Origin of the sequence: Bianquea renquensis (assembly GCF_014384895.1) — a bacterium.
Classification (GTDB): domain Bacteria; phylum Bacillota; class Clostridia; order Lachnospirales; family Bianqueaceae; genus Bianquea; species Bianquea renquensis.
Genome location: NZ_JACRSQ010000025.1, coordinates 1 through 26096 on the forward strand (window position 1 = coordinate 1; position 26096 = coordinate 26096).

Consider the following 26096-nt stretch of genomic DNA (forward strand, 5'->3'; position numbering starts at 1 on the left):
CTTCTTTCAGATTCCACCTCGCGATGGACACCCTTGCTGTTCGGCTATGTGCTTCGTCGTTGCCTACGCGCACTCGGGACTTTCACCCGTTAGAGAACGCCCATGCTGGGCAAACAAAAGCGCAGATAGGGTTTCAGCCCTGCCTGCGCCTTTTTAGGAATAAAATAGACTGGAACTTAATCGGGAAACTGGAATCACTGCGACAGTCCCTCTTTCATTTTCATAATGTTTTGCAGGACCTCTTTCCAATAAACGTAACCGAAAGTCCTCTCCGTCTGCTCAGCCATATACTCGAGTTTTTCTCTCAGATGCGGGTAAGCGCAGATCCTCTCCATCGGGTCTGCAAAGCCGTAAAGGTCCGGATCAAAAGACTCGTTCAGCAAATCCTCGACAAGAGTTGCCCTGTCCTCATAGGGCGACATCGTCGAGTAGATCTGGTCAAAATATACGGTTTCCCTCTTCGCCGGGTCGTCGTCCCACGGAATTATGTATTCAAACACAGACTCATCCTGGTAATAGTTGTCAAAATCATAGCAGTATGAAAAATCCTCCGGATTGAGTTCGGACCATCGAATATCGCTGAACGCTTCCGCAAATTCATTTGTGATTCTCTGCTCCGCCGCGTGCCACAGCTCGTGATGCACCGACATGATCTCATCCACGTCAAGAACCACGTTGTACCACGCGCCGTATTGATAGTGCAGCCCGCCTGCAAAGCTGCCGTTTTCATTCACCATATCGCGCACTATGAGAAAGCGGACACCCCCCTCTCCAGCGTAGTTTTTAAAGGAGTCGAAAAAGCTCTTCGGATAATATTCAAGAGAACGGCGCAGGGTATTCAGGGCCTCGGTGAGCTCCTCCTCGGGGTTGGCGGCATAATCAGCGTATTCGCGATCCTCAGTGGAAACTATGGAAAATGAGCCGTTGGCCGCCGCGTCAAGGCATTCGTCGCCTAATAGTATCCGCACGCCGAATTCCTTTTCAATATCGTCCGCGCTCTCCCGCTGCGGTAAAAGCTCTTGGGAAAGTGTATGCAGCTCCGGATCCGCCGCCGTCATTTCAAAGCGGTCAAGCTTTTCTGTCATTTCCACCGCCTCTGGACGGATCAGAAGCAGGCGCGAACGAACGCCTTCGTCCGACGAAAAGCAGGCCCCCACGATGATCCTTCCGCAGCTTTCAAGGTACTCCGGCACTATAAACAAGGCACCCTCAAGCTCTGCTATCGGGGTGGACATCTCCCCCTGCGCCGCATTCAAAATGTAAAACCTGGTATTTGCGGGTACGTCATTCTCATCATCGCAGGGGAATACGGAATTTATGAAATACTCTGTTTGAGGGAAAAAAGTGCAGTTAGCTCCATTTGGAAGCAAAAAGCATACCGAATCACTCCCGTCCGGAAAATCGCAGACCGTGAGCCTGTACAGGCTTTCGATCAGATTGCCTTCCTCATCGTACCGATCGTCTGAAAGGACCGATACCACCTTATCCCCCGCAAAATAGGAAGCCCAAACGTCTGCAGCAGTGGAAAACACAAAGCCTCCGGCCGCCTCGGAATAAATTGCCGTCCCCAAATTTTCGGTGTCGCTCGCAGGATTTACGGATGCGATGGCACGGCCATGTCCGGAATCGAACGAATAAACGTCGACGTCATACGGGAAAGTGATTGCGCTCTCGCTGGCACCATCAAAGCCAATACGCGCTATCTCATTGCGGGAGATCAAATACAAGCAGTCTTCTTCAACGTCTGCCTGCAGGATTCCTTCGGGCATCGCAAAGGAATGCACCGGCCGCATATCCGATCCGTAGACATGGATTACCTGATCTATATAGTCCAAGGTCACGAACGTCCCATTTTCACGGACGCACAAAAGCTGTTCGTCTGCGTCGTACTCCGATTCAAAGACGATCGTATCTTCAGAAACGTCTATCACGTATAGCCGCGCGTTGGTAAAGGAGCCGTCGTAGAGGTCAGGCGCGGGGGTTCCGCACACGAGCGCTGCGCGGTTCTCGCCAGCGGGGCGCACACACAGTACCTCATCCTGCACGTCAAAGCATTCGAGCGAAACGACCGCTTCTTCCGGGAGACTGGATCCCGGCACGGACGAATCCTCACCCGAAATGCTGGAACCGGCGGCCTGCGGCTCGGACTGCGCTTCGGACAGCATTTCCGACTGTTCTTTCGCGCTCCCGCAGGATACAAGTCCGACCGCAGCTACAACGGCAAAAAGAAAAGCCATCAGATGAAATGTGTTAACCCTTTTCTTCATGACACCCACCTCAAATCAGTCATTAATTTAAATTACCGCCACACCATTTCCCGTGACAGCGCGCTGATTCATTTTGCCTTATCCCCAATCTTGTACAACAGCTCTCTCGCATAGCTGTAGAATCCCGGCTCACCGCGGACCACCTTATAGGAGACTTTGTTGACATCTTCCTCCTGCAACACGGTCAGACTGCTGACGCGGCTGCCCTCCACCGTTTCGTTGATATAGGCGGCGCCGCTCGCTAGGTCATAAATATGCGTCACCCAGATTCCACGGATTGCCTTTACCTTCAGCGAGCACAGGACAACGCGGCTGATATACAGGTTTTCCATGGGGGATGTTCCTGTGATGGGCTCATTGAGCAAAATCATGCCATCCTTCGACAGTCCCTCCAGGTTCCGCCTGACCGCTTTTAATTCCTGTCCCAGCTTTCCATTGTGAAGTTCTTGATCCTCTTCCTGGGAAAAAACCGTCACCAAATCTGCCACCGGGCTGATGGCCGCCCCATTGGCCGGCACCGGCCATCCCAACTGAAACAGCACCTGAGCCATTCCCACAGAGCGAAGAAAGGTTGTCTTCCCGCCTTGGTTGCGCCCTGTCAGGATAAAAAGCTCTCCGCCCTCCTGAAAGGCAATATCGTTTTGAACTACAGTTCGAAACCGATCCTGGCGCAGCAGTGGCAGGTAGTATAGTCCTTCTGCCCGGAAGGATTTCGTCTCCATCGGTTCGATCTGGGCAAAACAATATGCCGCGCCATGCTTTTCCAGCGTTCGGCAATACTCCACGGCGTGGAGATAAAATGATAGGTCCGTGCGCAGTTCAATGAAATCGCTCGTTATGGCGTGCAAGTACTGGTGAAACTGTTTTTTCAACGCCGTAAAATGGTCCTTCAAGTATTCGTTGGCCGCGATGCTGAGCGCCCACACATGGCTGCGGTCGGCAGATGGATTATATTCCCCGTCCACGGTTTTATCCAGCGTCTGTAGATCGGGTACCTTACAGGGCTGCCGTCTATCCTTGCCCGCATCGCCTCCTAGCAGCGCTTTTTTGTATCGCTCCCCGTGCACCGCAGCTAACCCCCCAGATTCCACGCGTCCTTCCTCATCAAGTCGAAACAAAAAGGTAAAGGATTGGGGCTCCTCTACACCAGACGCAAGTTCCCTCCACACTGTCTCAAAATCATAGGAAAAGTTCTGCTGCGCATTTTTTTGCACCATGGCGAGAAGCTCCCCCAATTGTGGAGAACAAAAGGAGTCTCGCGCCGCGCTCAACGTCTCACTCATCTCGTTTAAGAGACTTCGGTACTGTTTAATCAGAGAAAACTCCGAAAAGACTTCAATGGATAGTTGCTGCATACGGCCTGACGCTTGAAGGGTACAGACCGCCCGCACAAAATCATAGAGCTTACGTATGCTCTCCGCAACCTCTGGATGCGCCAGCAGGTCTTGGATCACAAGATTGCGCTGCCGTATGACTTCCCCATCAGTAGTCAAAAGGGACGTCCACGAGTCCTCCCCCTCCTCCGCCTCGCAGAATTCACTCATCAACTGCGCGAGCATCAAATCATGTATACACTCTGGCGATAGCACGAGCCGGTGTTCATCACCGGCCGCCCCCAATAATAGTCCCATGGAGGCACCTCCTTTATTCAAATAGCGATTGTTCACTGACATCCTTCTGGTATCGCTGCGCTTGCTCCCGCAAAGCAGGATCCTCAATGAGTTTCTCCAGGGAAATGCCAAAGCTATCCGCTACATCGGCGGCATAGCTTGTCTTGGATGGCTCCTGCTCCACTACCCGGTACAGATTCTTCAGCACATGGGCGTCGTTCCTCCGCGTGATGGTGACCAGGCTGCGAAATTTCCTTTTTTTCTCTTCCGAAAGCGTCTTCTCCAACGAGAAGTAGATATCATGCATATGGGTTACCATAAATCCAGTAATTCCAGTATTGATGAAATGCACGATCCACTCCACACAGAGGGAAATCGCCTCAATCGGGTTGGTGCTGGTCAGCGGTTCGTTGAAAAATACCATAGATTCCGAATCCGCTTCCTGGAGAATCGTATGGATCCTCTGCACCTCCAATCCCATTCTGGAGTAGCGAAGCTCGTCGTCCTCCTCCCCGGAAAAGAGTGTAAACATGGTCTTGACTGGCGTGAACCGCATTGCGGCGGCCGGCACAAAAAAACCTAACTGGGCTAACATACAGGCTTGCCCTACGGATTTCAGATAGGAAGTTTTGCCCGAGTGGTTTGCCCCTGTGATCACGGCGAAGCTGCCATATTCCATGGTGACATCATTCTCCACCACCGGTTCCTCGCTGATCAGGGTCAATCGCGGATACATCAGCTGCGAAATCTGAAGCGGTCCACTGCCAAGGGCCGGCCTGCACAGGCCACAACCTTTTTGCTTTGCCGCGTGAATGAGCCGTAGCCCCATTCGCAAAAATTTGAAATCCTCATTTAAGGCAATTAACCCCTGACAATCCGACAGCGCCAGTTTATCTAACTCCTTTTTCAGCCGGGCGAGCTTTTTTGACCAGCGTTTTTCAATCTGTTTGATTAGGTATGACTCCAGCTGCGCGCTTTGACTCAGCACCGGAAACGGAACTAAGCCCTCTAAGCTGTTGGGCAGGGCTTGTCCAAGGGAAGTTTCCCGGATGAGCGATTCAATCGGTGTGGCCTCCTCGTCCACCGCTGCCACCTGGATGCTATCGAGGCCGCTTCCGGAGACATAGTTGAACCCTACATAGACGTCCTTCGGCAGTTGAAACCATTCCTTTGCTGCCTCCAACAGTCTGGCGTCATTTTGAAAGTCCGTGCTCTGGGACAGCGCCGTTATCTGCCGCTTGAGGTTGAGAAGCCGTGGCGATGTCAATTCATCCCTTCCCAGAAGCTCATCCCGCAGCATCGTGACGCAAGTACTATATTGTGCCGCTCCATGCCATGCGGCGATCTGTCTATAGATGTCCTCACTGGACGTCTGCGACCGCTCCATCATATATTGAAGGCGGGTGATCCCCTCAATACATTTCGTAATCCGTCCCTCTATATCCTCTATTTTAGCAAAATCATCTAACATTGCGCTTCTCTGCGTGATCTCATCTGGATCCGCTGTGAGAAAGCGCACGATTGCATCTCCATCGCATTGCACATCCTCACCGGATGTGGTCAGAGTCGAAATGATCTTATCCACTTCAAGATCCGTGACCGCATCCTTCCAGCTTGCCGGCTTGGTCACCGTTTTCGAAGTGTCAATCAGCCTATCCAGCATTGCTGCCTCCATTCTGCCGTCTAAGCGGCTTTCTTCCTCTTGCTATATACGATTATAGCCTGATTCTCTTTATTTGACAAGTCCGAAGCCAAAATTACTTAACCTTTGGGAAATCCATTCGTCGAAAGCCATCTTTTATTTATCTACAGATTTTTAACGGCACTGGCGATTTTGGCTTGTAAAAAGTATGGAGAGCCTATGAAAACCATAGACTCTCCACGTTTTGCTGCAAAACCCTATTTCACATTTTCTTTGGCCGCCGCGTTCGCCAACGCTCTTGCCTTCTCGGCATCCTGCGCCATTTCCTCCACCGTTTTCTCATGAAGCCGCACTGCCCCCCGATAGCCTTCCTTTACCGGGAGCACGTGTCCGGAGGCAAAGTACTCCTTCGCCTTCTCGATGGCCTCTGCATACTGCGGCAGCCATTGCTCCTGGGCGATCAACATTTCGTCGATCATCTGGGAGATCTCATCGGGATAGCACACCGCACCTGTTAAAGGATCCATCATCGCCGCCTGTTTTAACAGCATGGCATCGCCGGACACCGCCGCCTCGACCGCTAATCTCTGAACCCAGATGGACTGCGAGCAGACAGCCGCGCAGCCGAGGGGCAGATCCCCCACCTTGGGCACAGAAATCCCATTGCCATCCACGTAGCACGGCACTTCCACAACGCACTCCCACGGAAGATTGGAAATGCAGCCCTCGTTCATCACATTGAAATGCCCGCGATACCGCCGCCCTGTCTCCAGACTCTCAATGATATAAGATCCGTGCTCTTGCCCCCGACAAGAGCCATCATACTTATGGGGTTCCTCCTGCAACAACTGTGGAAAATCGACTTCAAACCAGTTTCGCCCTTCGCGGCAGACTCTCAGATACCCGGCCGTCTCCCCTAGGATCCAGGAAGAGGTATCGATCCACTCTGCGATTCGCTCCGGCCTCTTCCGATACCAGGACACGTACTCAGACAAATGCCCGTTGGATTCGGTGGAATAATATCCAAAGCGCCGCAAAATGTCAATGCGCACCTTCTCCGTCTTCACAAATTCCGGATAGTTTAGGAAGGCCTCCAAAAGTTTACCGGTCATCTCTTCCCCATGGTATTTCACAGATATGTACCATGTCTGATGATTGATGCCGGCACAAATAAAATCTAGCTCATCCCTGGGAATGCCTAAAACCTCGGCAATTTGGCTTTCCCCATGCATCTCGCCGTGGCAGAGACCGACGGTCTTCACTCCGCCATACTTGTTGCAGGCCCACGTCACCATGGCATTAGGATTTGAGTAATTCAGCAGCAGAGCACCCGGCAGAGCCACCTCCCGTATATCCTTGCAGATGGCCAACAGCTCGATAATGGTTCTCTGCCCGTACATAATACCGCCGGCACACAGCGTATCGCCCACACATTGGTCAACACCGTATTTTAAAGGGATCTCTACATCCAATTCAAAGGCATCCAGAACACCTTGCCGGATGCAATTGATAATATATTTCGCACCCGCAAAGGCTTCCCTGCGATTGGTGGTCGATTGGATTTTCGTTGATATTCCATTGGCCTCCAAATCCCGCTGGCAAAGCTGCGTTACCATACTGAGATTATGCTGGTTAATGTCCGTGAAGGCAATCTCCATGTCCCGGAATTCAGGCACTGACATCAGGTCCGTCAAAAGTCCACGGCAGAAGCCCAAACTTCCGGCGCCGACAAATGCTACTTTAAAACTCATGCTCTTATTCCTCCTCGTCTGTGATGACTCTATTATATCCTATAGGAACGATTGCAGGAAAGCTTCCAGACTCCCAGAGTATAAAATGCAAGGTTTTGTAGTATTTTATTTGCCGGAACACGCCTTGACAATGGCTGGCGATCAGACTATAATACAGGAAAAAAGGAGGGGTGCCAATGAGTCTTTTTGACAAGGCAACATATGTCCATGTCTGCGCCTTCTACGGTATCGACTATAAGACCTTCTCCATGCCGCTTCACTCCCATAGGCGGTGCGAGATCATGTACGTGGCACAGGGACAATGCCGCATTGACACGGCGGATTCCTCCGAGATTTTTCATGAAAATGAGTTCATCTTCCTGGACGAGAATGTCCAGCACTCCCTGAATGTCAAGAATGGCCGCTGCAAGATTTTCAACTTAGAATTCGAGTGCAGTCGCAGTGCCACATCCCTCTCCATCACGAAATTATGTCAGGCAGACGAAACCTTTCGCCAGTTCCTCACAAAACCGAGACCCTATGTTTCCGGGACGGACTCATCCAGTCTAGGCAGCGCTATGCGCGATTGCGTCGCGGAGCTGACACAGCACGGCGACACAACCTATCTCTTCACGCTGCTCTTTCAGCGGGTATTGCTGGAACTCGCCCGGTGCATCCAGCATAACATCCCGTCAAAATCCATGGGCTACATCAACTGTGCCGAATCTTTCATCCAGGCTCACTTCCAGGAGGAACTGCGGGCGGAGGATATCGCCAAGGCTGCCGGAATCCATCCATCCTATCTGCAAGTTTTGTTCCACCGGCACTTTGGATGCGGCATCATGACCCATGTCAATCGCCACCGACTGGCAACGGCCCGCCTTCTCCTCCAAAATACGGACCGCGGGATTGAGGCGATTGCAGGGGAGGTAGGGTACAATAGCCGCCAACACTTTGGCAGCGCCTTTAAAAAAGCTTTTCACGTAAGCCCCCAGGAATACCGGAAACTATATGGCGTCCGACTCTGAACCGGCGCCGACGTTCCTGTAGGCGAAAAGCTGGGCCTGCCCTGGAGGGCAGCCCAGCTTTTCGCTGTTGCAATATCTCTTTTACACCTAATAGACCGGTCTGTGAAATGTCTCGAGAACACCACAGTACTTATCATACCAAATGATGACATATGCCTCCCGATACCGCGGCGGTATCAGCGTCAACGGCCACATGTGCCGCAAAATCGCGTTCTGCTCCATATCCGTCAGCGCAAAGATTTTTTGTGCGTTCCGAAGCGCCTTTCGGGGATGGGTCAACCCGTGAAAGGCATCGCCCGTCACATCATAGTGGTAGTGCCAGTCATACAAAAACAAATCATGCAAGAGCCCGGCCCTGGCCGCAGATCGATAATTCAGTCCAAGTCTTCTGCAAGCACAGTAGCTCCTGTATGAGACGTTCAGACAATGCCGCAAGCAGGTGGTGCTTCCATGCTGCACATATTGATTCATCCTCCGCACTGCTGGATTGAGCAGGAGATCCCAGACACAGTCGAGGTACTCCCGATCCCGCGGCAGGCGGATGGCCTTTGCCGGCAATTCCATGTTTTTACTTCTCAAATTCTGTTCCCACTATCCTTTCACCTTATTCAATAATACCAGGATGGGATTGGACTGCGCCTCGCCCTTATTCTCTCTCAGAACCTGCCGGACGCTGACGCCAAAATCAATGGCGTACCAGAGGGTAAGCACAATGGCCGCAGCCGTGGTGATCTCCGGGATGATGGATGCAACTGTGCGGACCAAAAACCCGTGGAAAAAGTTCACGATCACGATGGCCAGCACTCCCCACGCAAGCGTACTCTCCAGGCAGAGGATTCCCTTATAGTTAAAGGGTTTTGCCGAGTAGTCCCACCAAAAAGAACCAAAGAGATATATCATGAGTTTCGCTGTCAAAAGCTCCAATAGGCTGGCAAAGACAGCACCCACTATGAACAGAATCACTGGATTATGTGCAAAGGGCTTGATCAGAGCGTATCCAATCATCGCGCCAAATCCATAGATGATACAGAAGGGACCGTGTACAAATCCCCGGTTAAGTGTCAAATGCTTCTGCTCATATGTAATCACCATACATTCCATAACCCAGCCGAGAAAGCTATAAATAAAAAACACATCGACTGCTATGAAAATATGCGAGCCTGGAACAAAATACTCAAGCATAGCCCCCTTCACCCTCCAAACATAAATAATTCTTCTATGGTGACCCTCAATTCCTTCGCTATATGGTACGCCAACAACACGGATGGATTGCACTGTCCCTTCTCCAAAGAAATAATCGTTCTGGTTGACACACAGACCGCATCCGCCAGCTGTTTCTGTGTTATCGCCAATTGGACACGCAGTTCTTTGATTCGATTCCGCATACCAGCACCTTCCATCCATTCCCCTACCTTATTATGAACTTTTGTTCATGTGAAGTTTTCTTCATCTTACTACGGCCTCCCCGCTTTGTCAAGTTGATTCATCCTAGTTTTTTCTTACGTTTTTCTTATCATCCTGTATATCCCGGCCATGGCAAATCGGGACAAAACAAGCGGCGTTATCCTGCCCCTTGAATTAACCCGATTTTCTTGCTATAATCAAAGGATACAATCAACTTTCACAGTAATCGACTGAGATAAAGGAGGGCACATCCTATGCTGGACGATTTTAATCCTCAGATTTTCTATTATGTGTCCAAACGCTGCGACCGGTCCTGGTCGCTCACACCTCCAGCGCGGATTCCTTTCAATGATCTGACCTTTGTCCTCCAAGGGGAGGCGGTCTACTGGCTTGAAGGCACTCCTTTCACGGTACATGCCGGCGAAGCCGTCTTTATACCGGAAGGGACGACGAGAGCCGCCAAAACGGAGGGCATGGAGTGCATGGCCTTCAACTTTTTCTCCAATCTTATACTGGATGAGGTCCTCCCCACCGTTTCGACCTTCCGGGACTGCGCTGCTGTGGACTATTGGCTTCGGGAGTACAATCGCGCCTGGCTGACATCCAAGGGGAGTCTAAAAGGAAAAGCCGCCTTTCTCATGCTGTTTTGGGAGCTATTCCAGCGCAATGCGAAGGAGGCCGTGAACCCTCACGTTGAGAAAATGAAGCAGTGTATTGCCGATCACCTAACCGAGCCTTTTTCCCTGGACCGCATCGCCCAGTGTGTGCACCTCCACCCCGTGTACTGCGAATCGCTATTCCGGGAATATGAGCACTGTACCCCCGCGCAATACCAAACACAGTTGCGGATGGCGCAGGCGATGGTGCTCCTTGCCCACGAGGATTTTTCCATTTCCCATATTGCGGAGCAGCTGGGCTATGAGGATGCATCCTATTTTAGCCGGGTATTTAAGAAATGTCAGGGGCTATCCCCCAACGCCTACCGGCGAATGTCTCGAAAGGATGTGGCATATTAAGACGACGGGTTAGACTTGTGCGCCGCTGCCGTCGCCTCCATAGAATTCCGAGTAAAGCCCGGAGTGGGATGGCTCTTCCTTTGCCGCATACAGATGCGAGGTGTCTCCCATTTGCATACACTTAAAAAATAAGTCGCCTCGCGCGCGCTCCTCTGTGATAAACGCAGTCACCGATGAAGGTGGAAAAAAGAAATTCTGCCACATCAAAAACGGTGAGATTCCCGCTAGATGGGATACGAGAACCATGCCAAGCCCAAAGTGGCAGAACAAGGCTATTGTACTATCAGGATTTTGTTCACAGTGATAGATCCCGCCGTCCCTGCGACAGCCATAGCGAGCGAGTAGGGCATCAAAGGAGTCCGTGACGTCCCGATACTTCTGTTCCACATCCCCGGCCTTCACAAAGGGATTTTCTATCCAGCGCTGGCGGTCATACAACTCCGGCTGCCGCGTCCAAAACTGTGGCTTGAGGTTCCAGGGGATCCGTTTCCTTTCCGGCTCGTCAGGGTCCTGCATTTGTCCGGTGAATTCTCGAAGCCACGGCAAGGTTACCACCGGCAATTGGCATTTTTCAGCCGTAGGTTTTGCGGTCCGCTGGGCCCGTCCCATGGGAGAACAGTATAGATCTGTAATGGATGACTGCGCCAGCTTTTCTGAAAGCAGCTCCGCCTCCCGGAATCCCTTTTCCGTCAGAGAATCGTGGGCATAGTCGGGCTCAGCGTGCCGAATGATTAATAGTTTCACGTTCTACATCACTCCCTCATATCGGATACCGAGACCCTGCCTTCAGGCAGGGTCTCCGAGAATCTCTTTTACGGCTTCAATGACTCGATCAGCCTGAAACGGTTTCATCAAACTGCCCTTTGCCCCCAGCCGGATTGCCTTTAGCGCCGTAGCCTTCTCACCTATTCCGAAACACATCACAATATTGGCTAGCGGGTCAATCTCCAGGATGCCCTGCATCGCCTCCAGTCCATCCATAACTGGCATGACACTGTCCAGAAGTACAAGGGACGGGTGCAGGGATTTATACTTCTCAATGGCAACCCTGCCATTTTCCGCCTCGCCCGCAACTGTATATCCCTCTCGTTTCACGATATCTTTGATCATCATGCGCATGAAAGCCGCATCATCACAAATAAGGATATCCTTCTTCATCGTATCTTCCCTCCGATCGCTTCTTTCATGGAACGGACATAGGCGCCGATGGGCTGGACCGCATCCCTTCCATATTGAGCTGCAAGTTTTACTATGGCGCTGCCGACGATGACACCGTCCGCCGCCTCCGACATTTTTTTCGCCTGTTCGGGTGTGGATATGCCAAAGCCTACGGCACAGGGCACATCCGTATTCTCCCGTATGATCTGAACCATCGCCCCGATGTCCGTCGTAATTTCAGAGCGCACCCCTGTAACACCCAGAGAGGAAACAATATAGAGAAATCCTTGCGCCTCTCTGGCAATCATCGCGATGCGGTTTTCAGACGTTGGCGCAATAAGCGATATGAGATCCCGTCCATATCGATCACACAGTTCGCGGAATTCCTCCTTCTCCTCAAAGGGAATATCCGGAAGAATAAATCCATCTATGCCCAACTCAGCGCTTTTTGCGATAAATCTTTCTGCGCCGTATGAAAACAGGACATTGGCATAGGTCATGAACACCATGGGGGTCTTGACGTCCTTGCGCAGTTGTGCAACCATGTCAAAGATTTGATCGGTTGTGACGCCGCCGGCGAGTGCTCTCAGATTCGCCTGCTGAATGACCGGCCCTTCCGCTGTGGGATCGGAGAATGGAATGCCAAGTTCGATCAGATCTGCGCCATTTCGGCTCATCTCCCCTATGATTTTAGCCGTTGTCTCCAAGTCGGGATCCCCGCATGTAATAAAAGGTATGTATGCCTTGCCGTTTTGAAATGCCTCTGCAATCTTATTCATGGATATCCTCCCCCCTGTATCGCGCGATGGCCGCACAGTCTTTATCCCCGCGCCCTGAGATGGTGACAACGATGATTTTGTTTTTGTCCATCTGCGGAGCAAGTTTCATGGCGTGGGCGAGCGCATGGGACGACTCGATTGCCGGGATAATGCCCTCTGTTTTTGACAGATATTCAAATGCCTCAACCGCCTCGTCGTCTGTAATGGGCACATATTGCGCCCGGCCTATATCGTGAAGATACGCGTGCTCCGGTCCGACGCCAGGATAGTCCAATCCCGCTGAGATCGAGTAAACCGGGGCAATCTGCCCGTATTCATCCTGGCAGAAATAGGATTTCATCCCGTGAAAGATGCCAAGCCTCCCTACATTCATTGTGGCGGCGGTCTCAAAGGTATCGATGCCGCGGCCTGCGGCTTCACAGCCGATCAGCGCCACATCCCTGTCATCGAGAAAGTGGTAAAAGCTTCCGATGGAATTGGAGCCACCGCCGACACAGGCGAGAACCGCATCCGGCAGCCGGCCTTCCTTCTCCAAGATCTGCTGTTTGATTTCCTTTGAGATGACGGCCTGAAAATCACGGACGATAACGGGGAAGGGGTGGGGGCCCATAACGGAGCCGAGACAATAGTGGGTATCGCTGATGCGGCTCGTCCATTCCCGCATAGCCTCCGAGACGGCATCCTTCAGCGTAGCGGTGCCAGTGGTCACTGGCACAACCTCCGCCCCCAGCAGCCGCATTTTATAGACATTCAGCGCCTGGCGCACTGTATCCTCCTGTCCCATAAACACAACACATTCCATGCCCATGAGCGCTGCGGCCGTGGCCGTGGCAACGCCGTGCTGGCCTGCCCCTGTCTCTGCTATGAGCCTGGTCTTTCCCATTTTTTTTGCAAGCAACGCCTGCCCCAACACATTGTTGATTTTGTGAGCCCCTGTATGGTTCAGGTCCTCACGCTTTAAATAGATTTTGGCACCGCCCAAATCTTCTGTCATCTTCGCGGCGTAATACAGCCTGCTTGGACGGCCAGCGTACTCGTTGAGCAAGTCCGTAAGCTCAGCCTGAAAGGCAGGATCCCTTTTATACTGGCCGTAAGCCTCTTCAAGCTCAATCACGGCATTCATCAGCGTCTCCGGAATATACTGGCCTCCGTGAACGCCGAATCTTCCCTTCGAATTGGTCATTGCTTTCCTCTCCTTCCCTGTTGTTCAGAACAGATCTCCATAAATCGTTTTATTTTCGCATAATCCTTCCATCCGCCGGTTTCCACGCCGGAGCTGACATCGACAGCATAGGGCCCTAGTTCCTGGATGGCTTCCTGGAGATTGTCTAGATTCAGACCTCCCGCAAGAAAATAGGGGCGTGTTATATTCTTGATCTGCGACCAGTCAAAAGGCCTTCCACTTCCCTCTCCGCCATCGAGCAGTACATAGTCCGCCGGCGACTGTTCTGCCGCCCTCACATCGCCCACACCTCTGACAATAAATGCCTTAAGGATCGGACAGTCCGTCCGGCCTTGCAGTTTCCGTATATATCCGTCGTCCTCGCTGCCGTGGAGCTGCACGGCGTCGATTATCCTTTGCTCCACTACAGTCACAATCTTATCCATGGGCGCATCGACAAAGACTCCGACTGCCTTGATGCGCGGGTCCAGCTGCTCTTTCAGCTTTGCAGCCTCAGCGGGGGGCACATACCTCCGGCTTTTTTCGGCAAAGATAAACCCGATATAGTCCGGCAACAGCTCGTTGACATATTCGATATCACACGCCCTGCGCAAGCCGCATATCTTGATTTTCACTGGCTGTTCCCCCCGCGAAGCTCACAGAGCATAGCCCTCTTATCCGGGGCACGCATCAATGTCTCCCCGATCAACACACCGTTGACACGGGCATTTCGCAGCACACGAATATCGGCGGCGCTTCGGATTCCGCTCTCCGCTACAAAGAGCACCGTTTCTGGCACCAGTTTCCGCAATCGTTCACTGTTGTGGACATCGACGGTGAAATCGTGTAAATTCCGGTTGTTGACGCCGATGATCCGGGCACCGGCCCGTACTGCCGATTGTATTTCTCTCTCATCATGCGCCTCAACCAGCGCTGAGAGTCCCAGACGGTCACAGATCTTGATATAGTCTCGCATCGTGTCCTCCTTTAACAAAGCGCAGATGAGCAACACCGCCGACGCTCCCAGCGTCTTGGCTTCATAGATCATATATTCATCCACAGTGAAATCCTTGCGCAGACACGGAATTTTCACCGCCGACGCGATCTCCTGCAGAATCTCATTGCTCCCCAAAAACCACTGGGGCTCCGTCAGCACTGAGATTGCAGCCGCCCCAGCCTCTTCATACTCCCCAGCGATCTTCAGATAAGGAAAATCTTGAGCGATCAGACCTTTTGACGGGGATGCCTTTTTGCACTCACAGATAAAGGCTATATCCTCTGACCGCAGCGCCTGTTCAAAGGGAAATCCCGTATTGGCATCCAATCGCTGTGCCTCGGATTTTATCGTTTCAAGGGATTTCTCTTGTTTCGCCTTTTCAACGCGGGCTTTTGTAGCCGCGGCGATGGTTTCAAGAATGGTTGTATTCATTGGTTTGACGCTTCCTTAAATTCTTCCAGCTTGGCAAGGGCGGCACCTGAATCGATGACTTGGGCCGCCTTGACGATTCCAGCCGCTATACTGTCCACGGCTCCAGCCGCGTAAAAACCTGCTCCGGCATTCAGCAGCACTACGTCCCGTTTGGCGCCCTGCGCTCCGCTCAAGATATCCGTTGTGATCTGGGCGTTTTCAGCAGGCGTACCGCCAGTCAGATCACTCTTTTCACAGGATGTGAGCCCAAATTCCTCGGGGGTGATCACGTACGTTTTGTATTCTCCATTCTTGAAATCGCATATGGTGGTTGGCGCACTCAGGGACAGTTCATCCAACCGATCCTGCCCATATACGACCAGCCCCTGCTTTACGCCGAGACTGGACAACACTCTTGCAAGCGGATTCACCAGCGATTCATCGTACACCCCCAGCAGCTGAGCTGTGGGATGCGCAGGGTTGGTCAGCGGTCCTAGGATGTTGAACACCGTTCTGATCCCTAGCTCCTTGCGAATTGACCCTACATATTTCATGGATGTATGGTACTTCTGTGCAAACATGAAACAGATCCCCACTTTTTTGAGCAGCGCCACGCATGCTTCCGGCCCAAGATCAATCTTCACACCCAGGGCTTCTAAACAATCTGCCGTTCCGCTGCTGGAGGACGCCGCACGGTTGCCGTGCTTTGCGACTTTCACGCCTCCCGCCGCCAACACAATCGCCGCCGTGGTGGATATATTAAAGCTGTGAGCGCCATCGCCTCCGGTTCCGACGATCTCCAAAACGTCCATATCATGCTCGACTTTTACTGCATGCTCCCGCATGGCGGCAGCACAACCGGAGATTTCATCGATGGTCTCCGCTTTTGTACTTTTGGTCGATAGGGCCGCTAAAAACGCTGCATTCTGCGTTGGGGTGGTTTCGCCGCTCATGATTTCGTTCATCACGGCATAGGCCTCATCATAGCTCAGATCCTGTTTGTCCACAATCTTAACAATAGCCTCTTTAATCATTTTGTTTACCTCCGTTCAAATGTGCAATTCTTAAAAAATTCTTCAACATGACCGTCCCATAGGGCGTCATGATGGACTCCGGATGGAACTGCACCCCGTAAATCTCATACTCCCTATGCTTCACCGACATAATCTCGCCGTCATCCGCCCTCCCTGTCACCATCAGACAATCGGGCAGCGTACTCTCCACGGCGGCCAAAGAATGATACCTTGCCACTGGCATGGTTTCTGGACAATCCTGATACAGCGGACAGCTGGTGTCTACGGTGGTCATGGATTGCTTTCCGTGCATGAGGGTCTTGGCATAGGACACGGTGGCCCCGAATGCCGCACAGATGGACTGGTGCCCAAGGCAAACCCCCAGTATCGGAATTGTACTGCCCAGCTTTTGCACGGCCTCTATACAAATCCCCGCATCTTCCGGCTTTCCCGGGCCGGGGGATATGACCATGGCTTGGGGATGTAACCCTTTCATTTCATCCACTGTCATCTCGTCGTTTCGGATCACTTGAATCTCTGGATTCAGCGATCCCATAAGCTGATACAGGTTATAGGAAAAGCTATCATAATTGTCAAGTAATAGGATCATAGGTCCTCCTCCTGGGAAGCCTCCAGCGCTCGCACAACCGCCGCGGCTTTGTTTAGGCACTCCTGAAATTCTGTCTCTGGAACAGAATCTGCAACAATTCCGGCTCCGCTTCGCACAAACACTTTGTTATTCTTCTTATAGGCAATGCGAATGGCAATACAAGTATCAAGATTTCCGGAAAAATCAAGATAGCCGATTGCGCCGCCATAAATTCCGCGCTTGTTATTCTCAAGGTCGTTGATCAGCTGGCAGGCTTTGATTTTGGGAGCCCCCGACAGGGTTCCCGCTGGAAGGATGGCATCCACCGCATTCAACGAATCGGCATCCTCGCGAATCTCCCCTCGGACGGTGGAACCGATATGCATCACATGGGAAAATCGCTCAATTTCATGATATTTCTCTACTTCAACTGTCCCGAATTTACTGATTTTTCCGATATCGTTCCGGCCGAGATCAACCAACATATTGTGTTCGGCAAGTTCCTTGGGATCTGCCAGCAGCTCTCGCTCCAGTCTCTTGTCTTCCTCCTCCGTTTTACCTCGCGGCCTCGTGCCCGCCAGCGGGAATGTATGGAGAATTCCATTTTCAAGCTTGACAAGGGTTTCTGGCGAGGCACCCGCAACCTCCATGTCCGATCCCGAAAAATAGAACATATACGGCGAAGGATTCAGTGTCCTCAAGATGCGGTACGTATTGAAAAGGCTTCCCTCAAAATCCGCCTCCAGCCGATTCGAGAGAACGATCTGAAAAATATCGCCTTCATAAATATGCCGCTTGGCCTTTTCGATCATCCGGCAGTATTCTTCTTTCGAAAAGAGCGTCCTGATCTCCGACGTCAACCTTCCAGACAAGTTCTGCTTTGGTTTCCCGTTCTTGATGAGATCAGCCATCTGCTTCAATTCGATTTGCGCACGGTTATACTCAACCTCGATGTTATCCAGCGATATATTCACGATTAAAATAATCTTCTGGCGAAAATGGTCAAAGGCAATTACCTTATCAAACAGCATCAGGTCCACGTCTTTAAACCCTTCGGTATCCTCTGCGTCTAGGTGTAACGATGGCTCAGAGTATTTCAGGTAATCGTAGGAAAAGTATCCGACTAAACCGCCGGTAAACGTGGGAAGGTCTTCCATGACTGGACTTCTATAATTCTCCAGTATCTGGCGAATGTATTTTCCAGGGTGGCCCGTTTGAATGGTCAAACCGTCAACTTTGATCTCACCGTTTACACAGGTGATATCCATTTTGGGAGAGTAACCTAAAAATGTATATCGGCCCCAGTTTTCGTTATTTTCCGCACTTTCCAGCATATAACAATGCTGAGAAATATTTAGCAGAATCCGCATAACCTCCACCGGTGTCTTGATGTCAGACAACATCTCCATGCTGACCGGCATAATATTATAGTTTCCGGTTTGCGCAACCCGCCTTACCTCTTCAATCCTAGGCTTTACCATATTTACCTCCATTCCGCCGCTCCAGCGGCAATATACTTAGCCATCGTTTTGCGCCACTGCGCAAAACGGGTTCTCCCTAAATTTGGACAAGAAATAAAAAATCCTTGACAGAATTGAATCTGTCAAGGACGAATAAACGATATCCGCGGTACCACCTTGCTTTGTGGGGGATATCCCCACACACTTAGCAGAATACTAACATATTCCCGGCAACTGACGTATGCCACCACGTCGCGGAATACTCAGCATCCAATGGGATGCCTTTGACCGCGCCCTCCGTGATCCATTTAACAACTTGTTTTCCACCCGACTCTCAGCGCCGCGGGCTCTCTGTAGGAGCATTCTTGTTTTTATCTTCACTTCAACGGTTTTCAATATTAAGTTATAATTATTATACCACGCGGAAACATTTTTGTCAAGACTTCGCGCGGCCGTATAGAATGAAAAAATGCGCGACCCATAAAGGCCGTGTTATCCGCCTGTGTCGTATTTATATCTGTCGCCGGGACGATTTTGGACACCCGCGGTATCACTATGCCAGCGTCGCTGGTATTTTTAGCGGCGGGCGGGATGGTTTCGGCTTCTAAGCCTCTTATCATTTCAAGGCTTCCGCGTGTTTTTGAGGCAGGGGGTTGCTTTTTACTTCCTTTTTTAGCGGCGATCTGGACGGTTTCGACTTCTTAGCTCCCTATCATTTCAAGGCTCCCGCGTGTTTTTGAGGCAGGGGGTTGCTTTTTACTTCCTTTTTTAGCGGCGACCTGGACGGTTTCGGCTTTCTAGCCTCTTATCATTCCAAGGCTCCCCCGTGTTTTGCGGCGGTGGTTTGTTTTTTACTTCCTTTTTTAGCGGCGACCTGGACGGTTTCGGCTTTCTAGCCTCTTATCATTCCAAGGCTCCCCCGTGTTTGGTGGCAGGGGGTTGCTTCTTACTTCCTTTTTTAGCGGCGACCTGGACGGTTTCGACTTCTTAGCCTCTTACCATTCCAAGGCTCCCCCGTGTTTGGTGGCAGGGGGTTGCTTCTTACTTCCTTTTTTAGCGGCGACCTGGACGGTTTCGACTTCTTAGCCTCTTATCATTCCAAGGCTCCCCCGTGTTTGGTGGCAGGGGGTTGCTTCTTACTTCCTTTTTTAGCGGCGACCTGGACGGTTTCGGCTTTCTAGCCTCCTATCATTCCAAGGCTCCTCCGTGTTTTTGAGGCAGGGTTTGTTTTTTACTTCCTTTTTTAGCGGCGACCTGGATGGTTTCGACTTCTTAGCCTCTATCATTTCTAGGCTCCCCCGTGTTTTGCGACGGTGGTTTGTTTTTTACTTCCTTTTTTAGCGGCGATCTGGACGGTTTCGACTTCTTAGCCTCTTACCATTCCAAGGCTCCTCCGTGTTTTGCGGCGGTGGTTTGTTTTTTACTTCCTTTTTTAGCGGCGACCTGGATGGTTTCGGCTTCTCAGCTCCCTATCATTTCAAGGCTCCTCCGTTTTTTTGCGTCAGGGGTTCACTTTCTACTTCCCTTTTTAGCGGCGATCTGGGCGGTTTTGCTCCCTAGAAAGGAACTAAAAAACCGGCAGCCGTGATGGGACTCGGGGCGGTGTTCCGCCCGTCTGCATCAGTGTGTCTCCACACTCTCACAGGACGAGCGATATAATCCGCGTCCGGTGGACGCTGTCCTCTAGACTGATTTTCTATAGCAAGGAAAGTTCTCTTGATATTAAGCAGACGTCGTTATAGTATGTAAATACCTGGAAAAAAAGAAAAGTCTACGCAAAGGAAATCCCTTTGCGTAGGCTTGAACACGCGTGAAATACTTGGTATTGGAATGAGTATACCATAAAAATCCAAATTTTGCAACATCCAGAGCCTTTAATTCCAGAGAATTTTTGTTTTTTAAGTTGGAAAATGCTTGATTCAAGGTTTTTACGGGTCAGAAAATGGTCGGCGCGGAATCCTGATCGGCGACTCTTATTATGTCTCTGGGTATGCCGAAATAATTATTTACAGGGAGATGATTGAATGCCAAAAAGAGGCGATAACATCAGAAAACGTAAGGACGGTAGATACGAAGGGCGATATGCGGACGGATATAAACCAGACGGTTCCATCCGTTACCGTTCCGTATACGGCAAGACCTATGCAGAGGTTAAGCAGAAGTTGTATGCCGCAGCCGGAGGGAATTTGCAGAAGGACGCAAAGCCTGTCAGTAAATTTTTATTCGAGGATATATGTGTGATGTGGCTGAAGTCAAAGCGGTTGTCGGTCAAGGTTTCCACCTTTTCGCGGTACAAAACCATAGTGGAAAACCATCTCTACCGGCAGTTTTCCGGACAGCGCATTTCACAGATCACAGAACAATCGGTACAAGCCTTTGCAGAAATTCTGATGAAGGACCACAAGCCGAAAACAGTCAAGGATATTTTAATCCTATTAGGGCAAATTCTGTCCTTTGCCAATGACCGTGGATTGTGTCAACCTGTCAGCACAAGCGTAAAGCTGCCGAAAGAGCAGAAACGCAGAATGTATATCTTTACCGTATTACAGCAGCAACACCTTGTTCTGTATCTCATCAGGAATTTAGACTTACAACGGTTAGGGGTGTTGATCTGTCTGCAAACCGGCATCCGTCTTGGTGAGATATGCGGGCTTCGATTTGAAGACATAGATTTTGAAAGTGGAACGATCCGTGTCCAGAGGACGATCCAGCGAATCAAAGATGAAAACGGCGGGACAAGGTTTTTGATCGACACGCCGAAAACGGATACCTCCATGCGCGAAATACCAGTCTCTGATTTTCTGATGAAGTATCTCCAACCGTATCGCAAGCACAAAAAGACAGCGTATGTATTGACAGGAACAGAGGAATTCACACAGCCGAGAACATATCAAAATCGCTTCAAACGGTATTTGAGAGAATGCGGTCTGCCTGAGGCCAATTTCCATACGCTCCGTCACACCTTTGCCAGCCGTGCGGTAGAGCTTGGTTTTGATGTGAAATCTCTAAGCGAGATTTTAGGTCATGCCAATGTTAATATCACGCTGAACCGCTATGTACATTCCTCGATTGAGCAAAAAAGGAAGCAAATGGAACTGTTGTCGGCGGCGATTTAAGGGGTCAAAAAAGTGGTAAAAAGTTTGCTTATGCAAAAAGTTTGCTTATGCAAACTTTGGAAGAATCTTGGTCCGCCTTTGGGCGGACTTTCCTATAGAGCAAACGATTAGCGGCAAGCCTTGCAGCGCAGGACTTGCCGCTAATTTTGCGCAAAGGGATTTCCTTTGCGCAATTAACTCCATAGATATAGTTTTCCCTGTTTTGCAGGATTTATGCGCGGACTATCCGCCTTCATGACATGCTACCATCTCCATAAGCCGGACACGCCTCTAAAGTTCCAATGGACTGTTCACGGGAATCAATATGGTTTTTATACTGCAAGGCAGCGGAACATCAATGCCTTGCGGTGTGAAAATATAAATTTTGCAGGAAGGAGTTTTAATGTAATTATGAAAGCGCACCCTATTCGCAAAATCATGGGCATGGTACTGGCCATACTTGTAATCAGCACACTCTTGCCGACGGCAGCTTCTGCCGGCGCAAGCCCAAATGTTTCTCCTCAAAAGGTCGAGAACTCAGATGTTGGGACCTATGCATCTCTTGTGAGCGCAACGCCATATGGGCTTGCTACAGGACATCAGATATCGGTAAAAATTTATAAGGTTGTACTGGATAGCAGCAAACCGCTGGGCTATCAAAATCCAGAGTTGGTCGATACGATTGTTGTCACTTGTACAGATGGCACTACTCATAGTGGATACAATCACTTTGTGCCTTTAAAAAATTTTCACCCAAACAATGTGGGACTAAGCACCACTGATTGGGTCGGTTGGCAGTTCAATGGATATTATAGCGGTGGCAAGGGAAGTTCGACATTCACCCAGTATACTTCTAGCACTGTCAATGCCACCGCAAATGTGACGGGAAGCGAACCGTATCCCTGTTCAAAAAACATGTACCTGATTTACAACGAAGCCGCGCCTGAATATACGTATACCGTCCAGTATGATGGCAATGGCGGTACGCCTTCCAGATACAGTGAAACCAGCGGCACAACAACGGCCACATCTTGGACGTGTAACTTGAACGCAACTGCGACCCGAGAGGGTTATGAATTCAAAGGTTGGTCTACCACTTCTGGAGAGGATAACGGCGGAAACAAAGTGACTTCCGTTACACTCAATGGGAGCAAACAGACCGCAACCGTCTATGCGATTTGGGAGAAGGACAAGACTACCATCACGAACGACTATGTCGTGAAGGTGTTTAAGGGAGTAGAGGGCAGCCAAATACCGGCCAACTTTTCTATGACCTATACGGTCACGTCCGGTCAAAATTCTGGTGAGCAGTATGCCAGCGGTACCCTGAGTGAATATACCTCCGCGGTTGTGGATGGAAACCCCGCCTATAAATATCAGATCCCCAGCTTTCAACTGCCTAGCGATGTGACAAGTTATTATGTCAATGTTACAGAGCATAACGCAGATGTGGATGGTTACACCCACACCGCAAGCTGGAGTTCAAGCCAGTATACCAACGGGCAAACCAACTATGAACAGGTAACCTATTTATATAATACCTATGACAAGCAGGTACAACCCGTCCCCGAAATCACGATCAGTAAATCCGTTTCCCCTGAAACGGCAAAACAAGGGGATTCGGTAACCTACACCATCACTGTCACCAACACTGGCAATGTGCCTTTGACGGACGTTGTCGTAACCGATTCCTTGCCGGAAGGTTTATCCGCTCCAACAAATCATACGGAGCCTGACGGTGTCCTTTACAGCTCGAACAATGGGAATATTCAGTGGTCCATCTCAGCACTTGCGGTTGGAGAAAGCAGAACCATGACTGTAACGGCAACCGTTATATCTGACAAACAGATACCCGCCAATACGGCCGCCGCAACCGCCGAAGAACTGAACGGCAGTACCGTTACTGCCACCAGCGCCCCTGTAGAGGTGACACCCGAAGACAAATGGATCACCGTGAGCTGGGTGGATGGCTTTGGCAATCAGATCAAAACAGTCTCGATCCAAGAGGGAGCGGATTATACCCACGAGTATCCTGCTGCTCCGGCTTATCCCGGTTACACCTTTCTTAGTTGGAGTGATCCTGTAACGGATGCTGATGGCAACATCACCATCACCGCGCAATGGACAAAGGACACACCTCCCTCCCTGGAAATCGACTGGACCAAACTGACAGTCGAGAAAACTGTAAACTCAACTGGTTCTGTGAAACCCGGTGAAACTGTGGCCTATACAATCAAAGTCACCAACAACACCGGCAAAGCGTTAGCTGACATCACGGTTTCGGAAAAGCTGGATCCAAATCTGACTTTTGTAAGCGCGGATCCCGCTGGACAGTACAATGCAGAAACTGGCATCTGGACCATCCCCTCACTGGCAAACGGCAACACAGCTACGCTGACCATCCAGGCTGCTGTCAACAGCGGCGTAGCACATAAGACGGTTATCAAAAATACCGCTATCATCACGGATGCCGCAGCGGGCGATGATGAGAAACTGCCGGAGGACAAAAAACCCACCGACAATGCCGATGTGACAGTGGATACTCCTGTTACTCCCCCTATTTCCATACAACCTGATTGGGATAAGCTCACCATCGAAAAGTCAGCTGATTCGACTGGTTCTGTAAAGCCTGGCGATACTGTGACGTATACAATCAAAGTCATCAACAATACGGGCATGGAGCTGACAAACGTTTCGGTTCTCGAAACGTTGGACGCGAACCTAACCTTGGTAAGCGCCAATCCGGCAGAACAGTACAATGCGGGAAATGGTATATGGACCATTTCTGCAATCGCAAATGGCCAAACCGTTACGATAACTATCAAGGCAACTGTCAACAGCGGCGTGGCGGATAGGACGGTTATCCAAAACACTGCCACGATCATTGACGCTACGGCAGACGGTGGCAACTTGCCGGATCGCTACAAAATTCGCGACAACGCTGATGTGACCGTGACCAATCCGCAAATTGAGCCTGACCCGGTCGAGCCAGTTGAGCCAGCCGAGCCAACTGATCCGCCGAAGGCAACTGAACCCACCGATTCTCCAAAGACCGGCGACAACAGCAATATGATGATGCTCTGGATTGCTTTGTTTGTTTCGGGCAATGCATTCGTTGGGATGATTCTGTACGGCAGAAAGAGAAGAGTCTCTGATAAATGAAAACGATGGAGCGTTTGACATACCGGCCGCCCAATTGGGGACGGCCGGTATTGTTTTCTTGACTTCTACTCTCGAATATTATGGACGCAGAGAAAACGCAAAATGTCCTCAGAAACTCTCGGGTACCAATGCCAACTTGTTGATTGACTCATGGGCACGGACAAGGGCATCATACACTGCTAGAACATCCTCAGAGTCCCATGTTCTAAGGTCCTCTTCGGCAATGACCCCTTTGCTTTCCTTGATGATCCTTGCCAGCTGCTCTTCGTCAGCAACCGCTACAACGGCCTGTACCGCTGCATTATTTTGAGCCTTTTTCAAATTTAGAATAAGGCTATCAATGGAGCCTCTCGACTGAACCTCAAAGACGTAGATTGCCTTGCCCATATTGCCAATCTTTGCTTCCCACACGGCATCCACTACAGCCCCAGCGGTAATCCGCACTTCCGCGCGGCTTTCAAAGCCCAAAAGTTCACCGATTGCAACGAGTTTTTCTTTGATCTCCTCATGCAACGATTTTGACTCCTTCGTCGTTACCAGATTCTCCTTTGCAGGAGCCACTTGCGTTTTTTTGTCACTGGGATTTTTTTCTGCCAAGGGGAGTACCTCATCCCACAGAAAATAGTCAACTGTGAGCAGATCGATGTTCTCTATACCAGCCTCCCTTAAAACAGCAGCAATTTTTTTGGCAACGGTACAAACTTCCACATATTTTTTACCTGTATATTGATAGTTGTATTTTGGCATTCCCGGAATGTCAAGATACGTAAAACACTGAATCGTCGTTCTATTTAGAATCACATATTCTTCGGGGTTTGCATAGGTTAGAAGTTCGCTGATTGTGGCAGGTCCAAGCCCTTTAACAGTTTTAAGAAAGGAATCCCAACGTTTTTCGACAGGGGCATTTCCATATAAAAGTTCAACTAATTGTTTTTTTAGATTGTCAAACCCATTGTCAGCAATGAGCTTATCTACCACGTACTGCTTATTCCCCCAAATGATCATAGACCAGAGTTTGCTGATGTACTCGAGAAACTCCTCCTCTGTCATAGTAAGCAGTTTTTCCCTAGTAAATGCTTGATAGAATTCTTTTTGCGAGATGCGTTCGTCCCAGTTGTTTTTATAATAATCGGTCCTCATCTTTCTGTTTGTCATAAATTCCGATATGGCTGAATTTAGTCTCGCAGTATTCATAGGCATGTACCTCCTTGTTATGATGGGGATATGACTCCGATGCATTCCCGACCCTCACCAAGTATAATTTACCACACCGGTTCTCGAAAATCAATGACGTATGGGGATTTTTGGAGAAAAAGGATACCACCGGTATATCGGAGCGCTGTACATATCCTCACTTCGTCTTGTATTGATGGTATCCGATACAAGCCAGTCGTTGTCCATACAAATCCAATAAAATTCTTTACACCTCCTCCGCGCTCTCTCGCCGCCAATGTTCAATTGCGCGCATTAATCGTGAAAATACCCATAAGAACTGCCATGAAGGCTATTTTTTTCAGAATTATTGGCCCATTTTAGTGATTGATAGTAACATATCCCAATAAAAACAACAATA

General features: G+C 50.2%; 21 protein-coding genes and 1 other annotated feature. Of the genes, 4 read left to right on the forward strand and 17 right to left on the reverse strand.

All coding sequences use genetic code 11. The features are described 5' to 3' along the window. Positions 1-194 precede the first annotated feature (194 nt). The 4 genes from H8730_RS13550 to melA form a co-directional block, all read right to left on the reverse strand. A complete protein-coding gene (locus H8730_RS13550) occupies positions 195-2267 on the reverse strand; it encodes a hypothetical protein (RefSeq protein WP_249289961.1) in 2073 nt (690 codons plus the stop codon). Between the two features lie 68 nt (positions 2268-2335). Further along, positions 2336-3898 carry a MutS-related protein gene (locus H8730_RS13555; RefSeq protein ID WP_177713713.1) on the reverse strand — a complete coding sequence of 521 codons (1563 nt, stop codon included), beginning with the start codon at positions 3896-3898 and terminating at the stop codon, positions 2336-2338. 13 nt (positions 3899-3911) lie between these two features. Beyond that, a complete protein-coding gene (locus H8730_RS13560; protein ID WP_249289963.1) occupies positions 3912-5540 on the reverse strand; it encodes a MutS-related protein in 1629 nt (542 codons plus the stop codon). 236 nt (positions 5541-5776) lie between these two features. Continuing rightward, positions 5777-7270 (reverse strand): alpha-glucosidase/alpha-galactosidase, encoded by a 1494-nt coding sequence (gene melA / locus H8730_RS13565; protein WP_249289964.1) that lies wholly within the window; start codon positions 7268-7270, stop codon positions 5777-5779. A 176-nt stretch (positions 7271-7446) separates the two neighbouring features. Between melA and H8730_RS13570 the strand changes: the two genes are divergently transcribed. Beyond that, positions 7447-8277 (forward strand): AraC family transcriptional regulator, encoded by an 831-nt coding sequence (locus H8730_RS13570; protein WP_177713716.1) that lies wholly within the window; start codon positions 7447-7449, stop codon positions 8275-8277. 87 nt (positions 8278-8364) lie between these two features. On the opposite strand, the gene H8730_RS13575 is transcribed toward H8730_RS13570, so the two are convergent. Genes H8730_RS13575 through H8730_RS13585 form a run of 3 tightly spaced genes read right to left on the reverse strand, consistent with a single transcriptional unit; the run spans position 8365 to position 9662 of the window. After that, a complete protein-coding gene (locus H8730_RS13575) occupies positions 8365-8841 on the reverse strand; it encodes an HD domain-containing protein (protein WP_177713717.1) in 477 nt (158 codons plus the stop codon). Positions 8842-8868: 27 nt separating this feature from the next. Further along, positions 8869-9459 (reverse strand): putative ABC transporter permease, encoded by a 591-nt coding sequence (locus H8730_RS13580; protein WP_249289965.1) that lies wholly within the window; start codon positions 9457-9459, stop codon positions 8869-8871. An 8-nt stretch (positions 9460-9467) separates the two neighbouring features. Continuing rightward, a complete protein-coding gene (locus H8730_RS13585) occupies positions 9468-9662 on the reverse strand; it encodes a helix-turn-helix transcriptional regulator (RefSeq protein WP_177713719.1) in 195 nt (64 codons plus the stop codon). Between the two features lie 273 nt (positions 9663-9935). Between H8730_RS13585 and H8730_RS13590 the strand changes: the two genes are divergently transcribed. Further along, positions 9936-10697, forward strand: coding sequence for an AraC family transcriptional regulator (locus tag H8730_RS13590; RefSeq protein ID WP_177713720.1), 762 nt, complete (start codon positions 9936-9938; stop codon positions 10695-10697). 9 nt (positions 10698-10706) lie between these two features. Here H8730_RS13590 and H8730_RS13595 read toward each other — a convergent pair whose 3' ends face one another. Genes H8730_RS13595 through H8730_RS13635 form a run of 9 tightly spaced genes read right to left on the reverse strand, consistent with a single transcriptional unit; the run spans position 10707 to position 18287 of the window. Further along, positions 10707-11441 (reverse strand): histidine phosphatase family protein, encoded by a 735-nt coding sequence (locus H8730_RS13595; RefSeq protein WP_177713721.1) that lies wholly within the window; start codon positions 11439-11441, stop codon positions 10707-10709. Between the two features lie 42 nt (positions 11442-11483). Beyond that, positions 11484-11855, reverse strand: a complete 372-nt coding sequence (locus tag H8730_RS13600; protein WP_177713722.1) for a response regulator — start codon at positions 11853-11855, stop codon at positions 11484-11486. Continuing rightward, on the reverse strand, positions 11852-12634 hold the full coding sequence (trpA, locus tag H8730_RS13605) for a tryptophan synthase subunit alpha (RefSeq protein ID WP_249289967.1): 783 nt from the start codon (positions 12632-12634) through the stop codon (positions 11852-11854). The genes H8730_RS13600 and trpA overlap by 4 nt, the downstream gene beginning before the upstream one ends. Further along, positions 12627-13817 (reverse strand): tryptophan synthase subunit beta, encoded by a 1191-nt coding sequence (gene trpB / locus H8730_RS13610; RefSeq protein WP_177713724.1) that lies wholly within the window; start codon positions 13815-13817, stop codon positions 12627-12629. The genes trpA and trpB overlap by 8 nt, the downstream gene beginning before the upstream one ends. Continuing rightward, positions 13814-14431 carry a phosphoribosylanthranilate isomerase gene (locus tag H8730_RS13615; protein ID WP_177713725.1) on the reverse strand — a complete coding sequence of 206 codons (618 nt, stop codon included), beginning with the start codon at positions 14429-14431 and terminating at the stop codon, positions 13814-13816. The genes trpB and H8730_RS13615 overlap by 4 nt, the downstream gene beginning before the upstream one ends. Next, a complete protein-coding gene (gene trpC / locus H8730_RS13620; protein ID WP_177713726.1) occupies positions 14428-15225 on the reverse strand; it encodes an indole-3-glycerol phosphate synthase TrpC in 798 nt (265 codons plus the stop codon). Before trpC ends, H8730_RS13615 begins: the two co-directional genes overlap by 4 nt. After that, on the reverse strand, positions 15222-16238 hold the full coding sequence (gene trpD / locus H8730_RS13625; protein WP_177713727.1) for an anthranilate phosphoribosyltransferase: 1017 nt from the start codon (positions 16236-16238) through the stop codon (positions 15222-15224). Before trpD ends, trpC begins: the two co-directional genes overlap by 4 nt. Further along, positions 16231-16827, reverse strand: a complete 597-nt coding sequence (locus tag H8730_RS13630) for an anthranilate synthase component II (protein WP_177713728.1) — start codon at positions 16825-16827, stop codon at positions 16231-16233. The genes trpD and H8730_RS13630 overlap by 8 nt, the downstream gene beginning before the upstream one ends. Next, on the reverse strand, positions 16824-18287 hold the full coding sequence (locus H8730_RS13635; protein ID WP_177713729.1) for an anthranilate synthase component I family protein: 1464 nt from the start codon (positions 18285-18287) through the stop codon (positions 16824-16826). The genes H8730_RS13630 and H8730_RS13635 overlap by 4 nt, the downstream gene beginning before the upstream one ends. Positions 18288-18408: 121 nt before the next feature. Beyond that, positions 18409-18661, reverse strand: a binding site (T-box leader). 1629 nt (positions 18662-20290) lie between these two features. On the opposite strand from H8730_RS13635, the gene H8730_RS13640 reads away from it, so the two are divergent. Beyond that, positions 20291-21382, forward strand: coding sequence for a tyrosine-type recombinase/integrase (locus tag H8730_RS13640; RefSeq protein WP_177719496.1), 1092 nt, complete (start codon positions 20291-20293; stop codon positions 21380-21382). A gap of 390 nt (positions 21383-21772) precedes the next feature. Further along, the gene (locus H8730_RS13645; RefSeq protein ID WP_249289969.1) at positions 21773-24523 is read left to right on the forward strand and encodes a DUF7507 domain-containing protein; all 2751 of its coding nucleotides are present in this window, start codon (positions 21773-21775) and stop codon (positions 24521-24523) included. Positions 24524-24631: 108 nt separating this feature from the next. On the opposite strand, the gene H8730_RS13650 is transcribed toward H8730_RS13645, so the two are convergent. After that, positions 24632-25717: a hypothetical protein gene (locus H8730_RS13650; RefSeq protein ID WP_249289971.1), complete on the reverse strand. Its 1086-nt coding sequence runs from the start codon at positions 25715-25717 to the stop codon at positions 24632-24634. Between the last annotated feature and the right edge of the window lie 379 nt (positions 25718-26096).

Bases quoted from the DNA above. Each gene is read 5' to 3' on its own strand.
- H8730_RS13600 (WP_177713722.1), bottom strand. From the start codon at position 11,855: ATGAAGAAGGATATCCTTATTTGTGATGATGCGGCTTTCATGCGCATG.
- H8730_RS13640 (WP_177719496.1), top strand. From the start codon at position 20,291: ATGCCAAAAAGAGGCGATAACATCAGAAAACGTAAGGACGGTAGATAC.
- melA (WP_249289964.1), bottom strand. From the start codon at position 7,270: ATGAGTTTTAAAGTAGCATTTGTCGGCGCCGGAAGTTTGGGCTTCTGC.
- H8730_RS13585 (WP_177713719.1), bottom strand. From the start codon at position 9,662: ATGCGGAATCGAATCAAAGAACTGCGTGTCCAATTGGCGATAACACAG.
- H8730_RS13635 (WP_177713729.1), bottom strand. From the start codon at position 18,287: ATGGTAAAGCCTAGGATTGAAGAGGTAAGGCGGGTTGCGCAAACCGGA.
- H8730_RS13560 (WP_249289963.1), bottom strand. From the start codon at position 5,540: ATGCTGGATAGGCTGATTGACACTTCGAAAACGGTGACCAAGCCGGCA.
- H8730_RS13630 (WP_177713728.1), bottom strand. From the start codon at position 16,827: ATGATCCTATTACTTGACAATTATGATAGCTTTTCCTATAACCTGTAT.
- H8730_RS13555 (WP_177713713.1), bottom strand. From the start codon at position 3,898: ATGGGACTATTATTGGGGGCGGCCGGTGATGAACACCGGCTCGTGCTA.
- trpB (WP_177713724.1), bottom strand. From the start codon at position 13,817: ATGACCAATTCGAAGGGAAGATTCGGCGTTCACGGAGGCCAGTATATT.
- trpD (WP_177713727.1), bottom strand. From the start codon at position 16,238: ATGATTAAAGAGGCTATTGTTAAGATTGTGGACAAACAGGATCTGAGC.
- H8730_RS13590 (WP_177713720.1), top strand. From the start codon at position 9,936: ATGCTGGACGATTTTAATCCTCAGATTTTCTATTATGTGTCCAAACGC.
- H8730_RS13580 (WP_249289965.1), bottom strand. From the start codon at position 9,459: ATGCTTGAGTATTTTGTTCCAGGCTCGCATATTTTCATAGCAGTCGAT.
- trpC (WP_177713726.1), bottom strand. From the start codon at position 15,225: ATGAATACAACCATTCTTGAAACCATCGCCGCGGCTACAAAAGCCCGC.
- H8730_RS13550 (WP_249289961.1), bottom strand. From the start codon at position 2,267: ATGAAGAAAAGGGTTAACACATTTCATCTGATGGCTTTTCTTTTTGCC.
- H8730_RS13650 (WP_249289971.1), bottom strand. From the start codon at position 25,717: ATGAATACTGCGAGACTAAATTCAGCCATATCGGAATTTATGACAAAC.
- H8730_RS13645 (WP_249289969.1), top strand. From the start codon at position 21,773: ATGAAAGCGCACCCTATTCGCAAAATCATGGGCATGGTACTGGCCATA.
- trpA (WP_249289967.1), bottom strand. From the start codon at position 12,634: ATGAATAAGATTGCAGAGGCATTTCAAAACGGCAAGGCATACATACCT.
- H8730_RS13570 (WP_177713716.1), top strand. From the start codon at position 7,447: ATGAGTCTTTTTGACAAGGCAACATATGTCCATGTCTGCGCCTTCTAC.
- H8730_RS13575 (WP_177713717.1), bottom strand. From the start codon at position 8,841: ATGGAATTGCCGGCAAAGGCCATCCGCCTGCCGCGGGATCGGGAGTAC.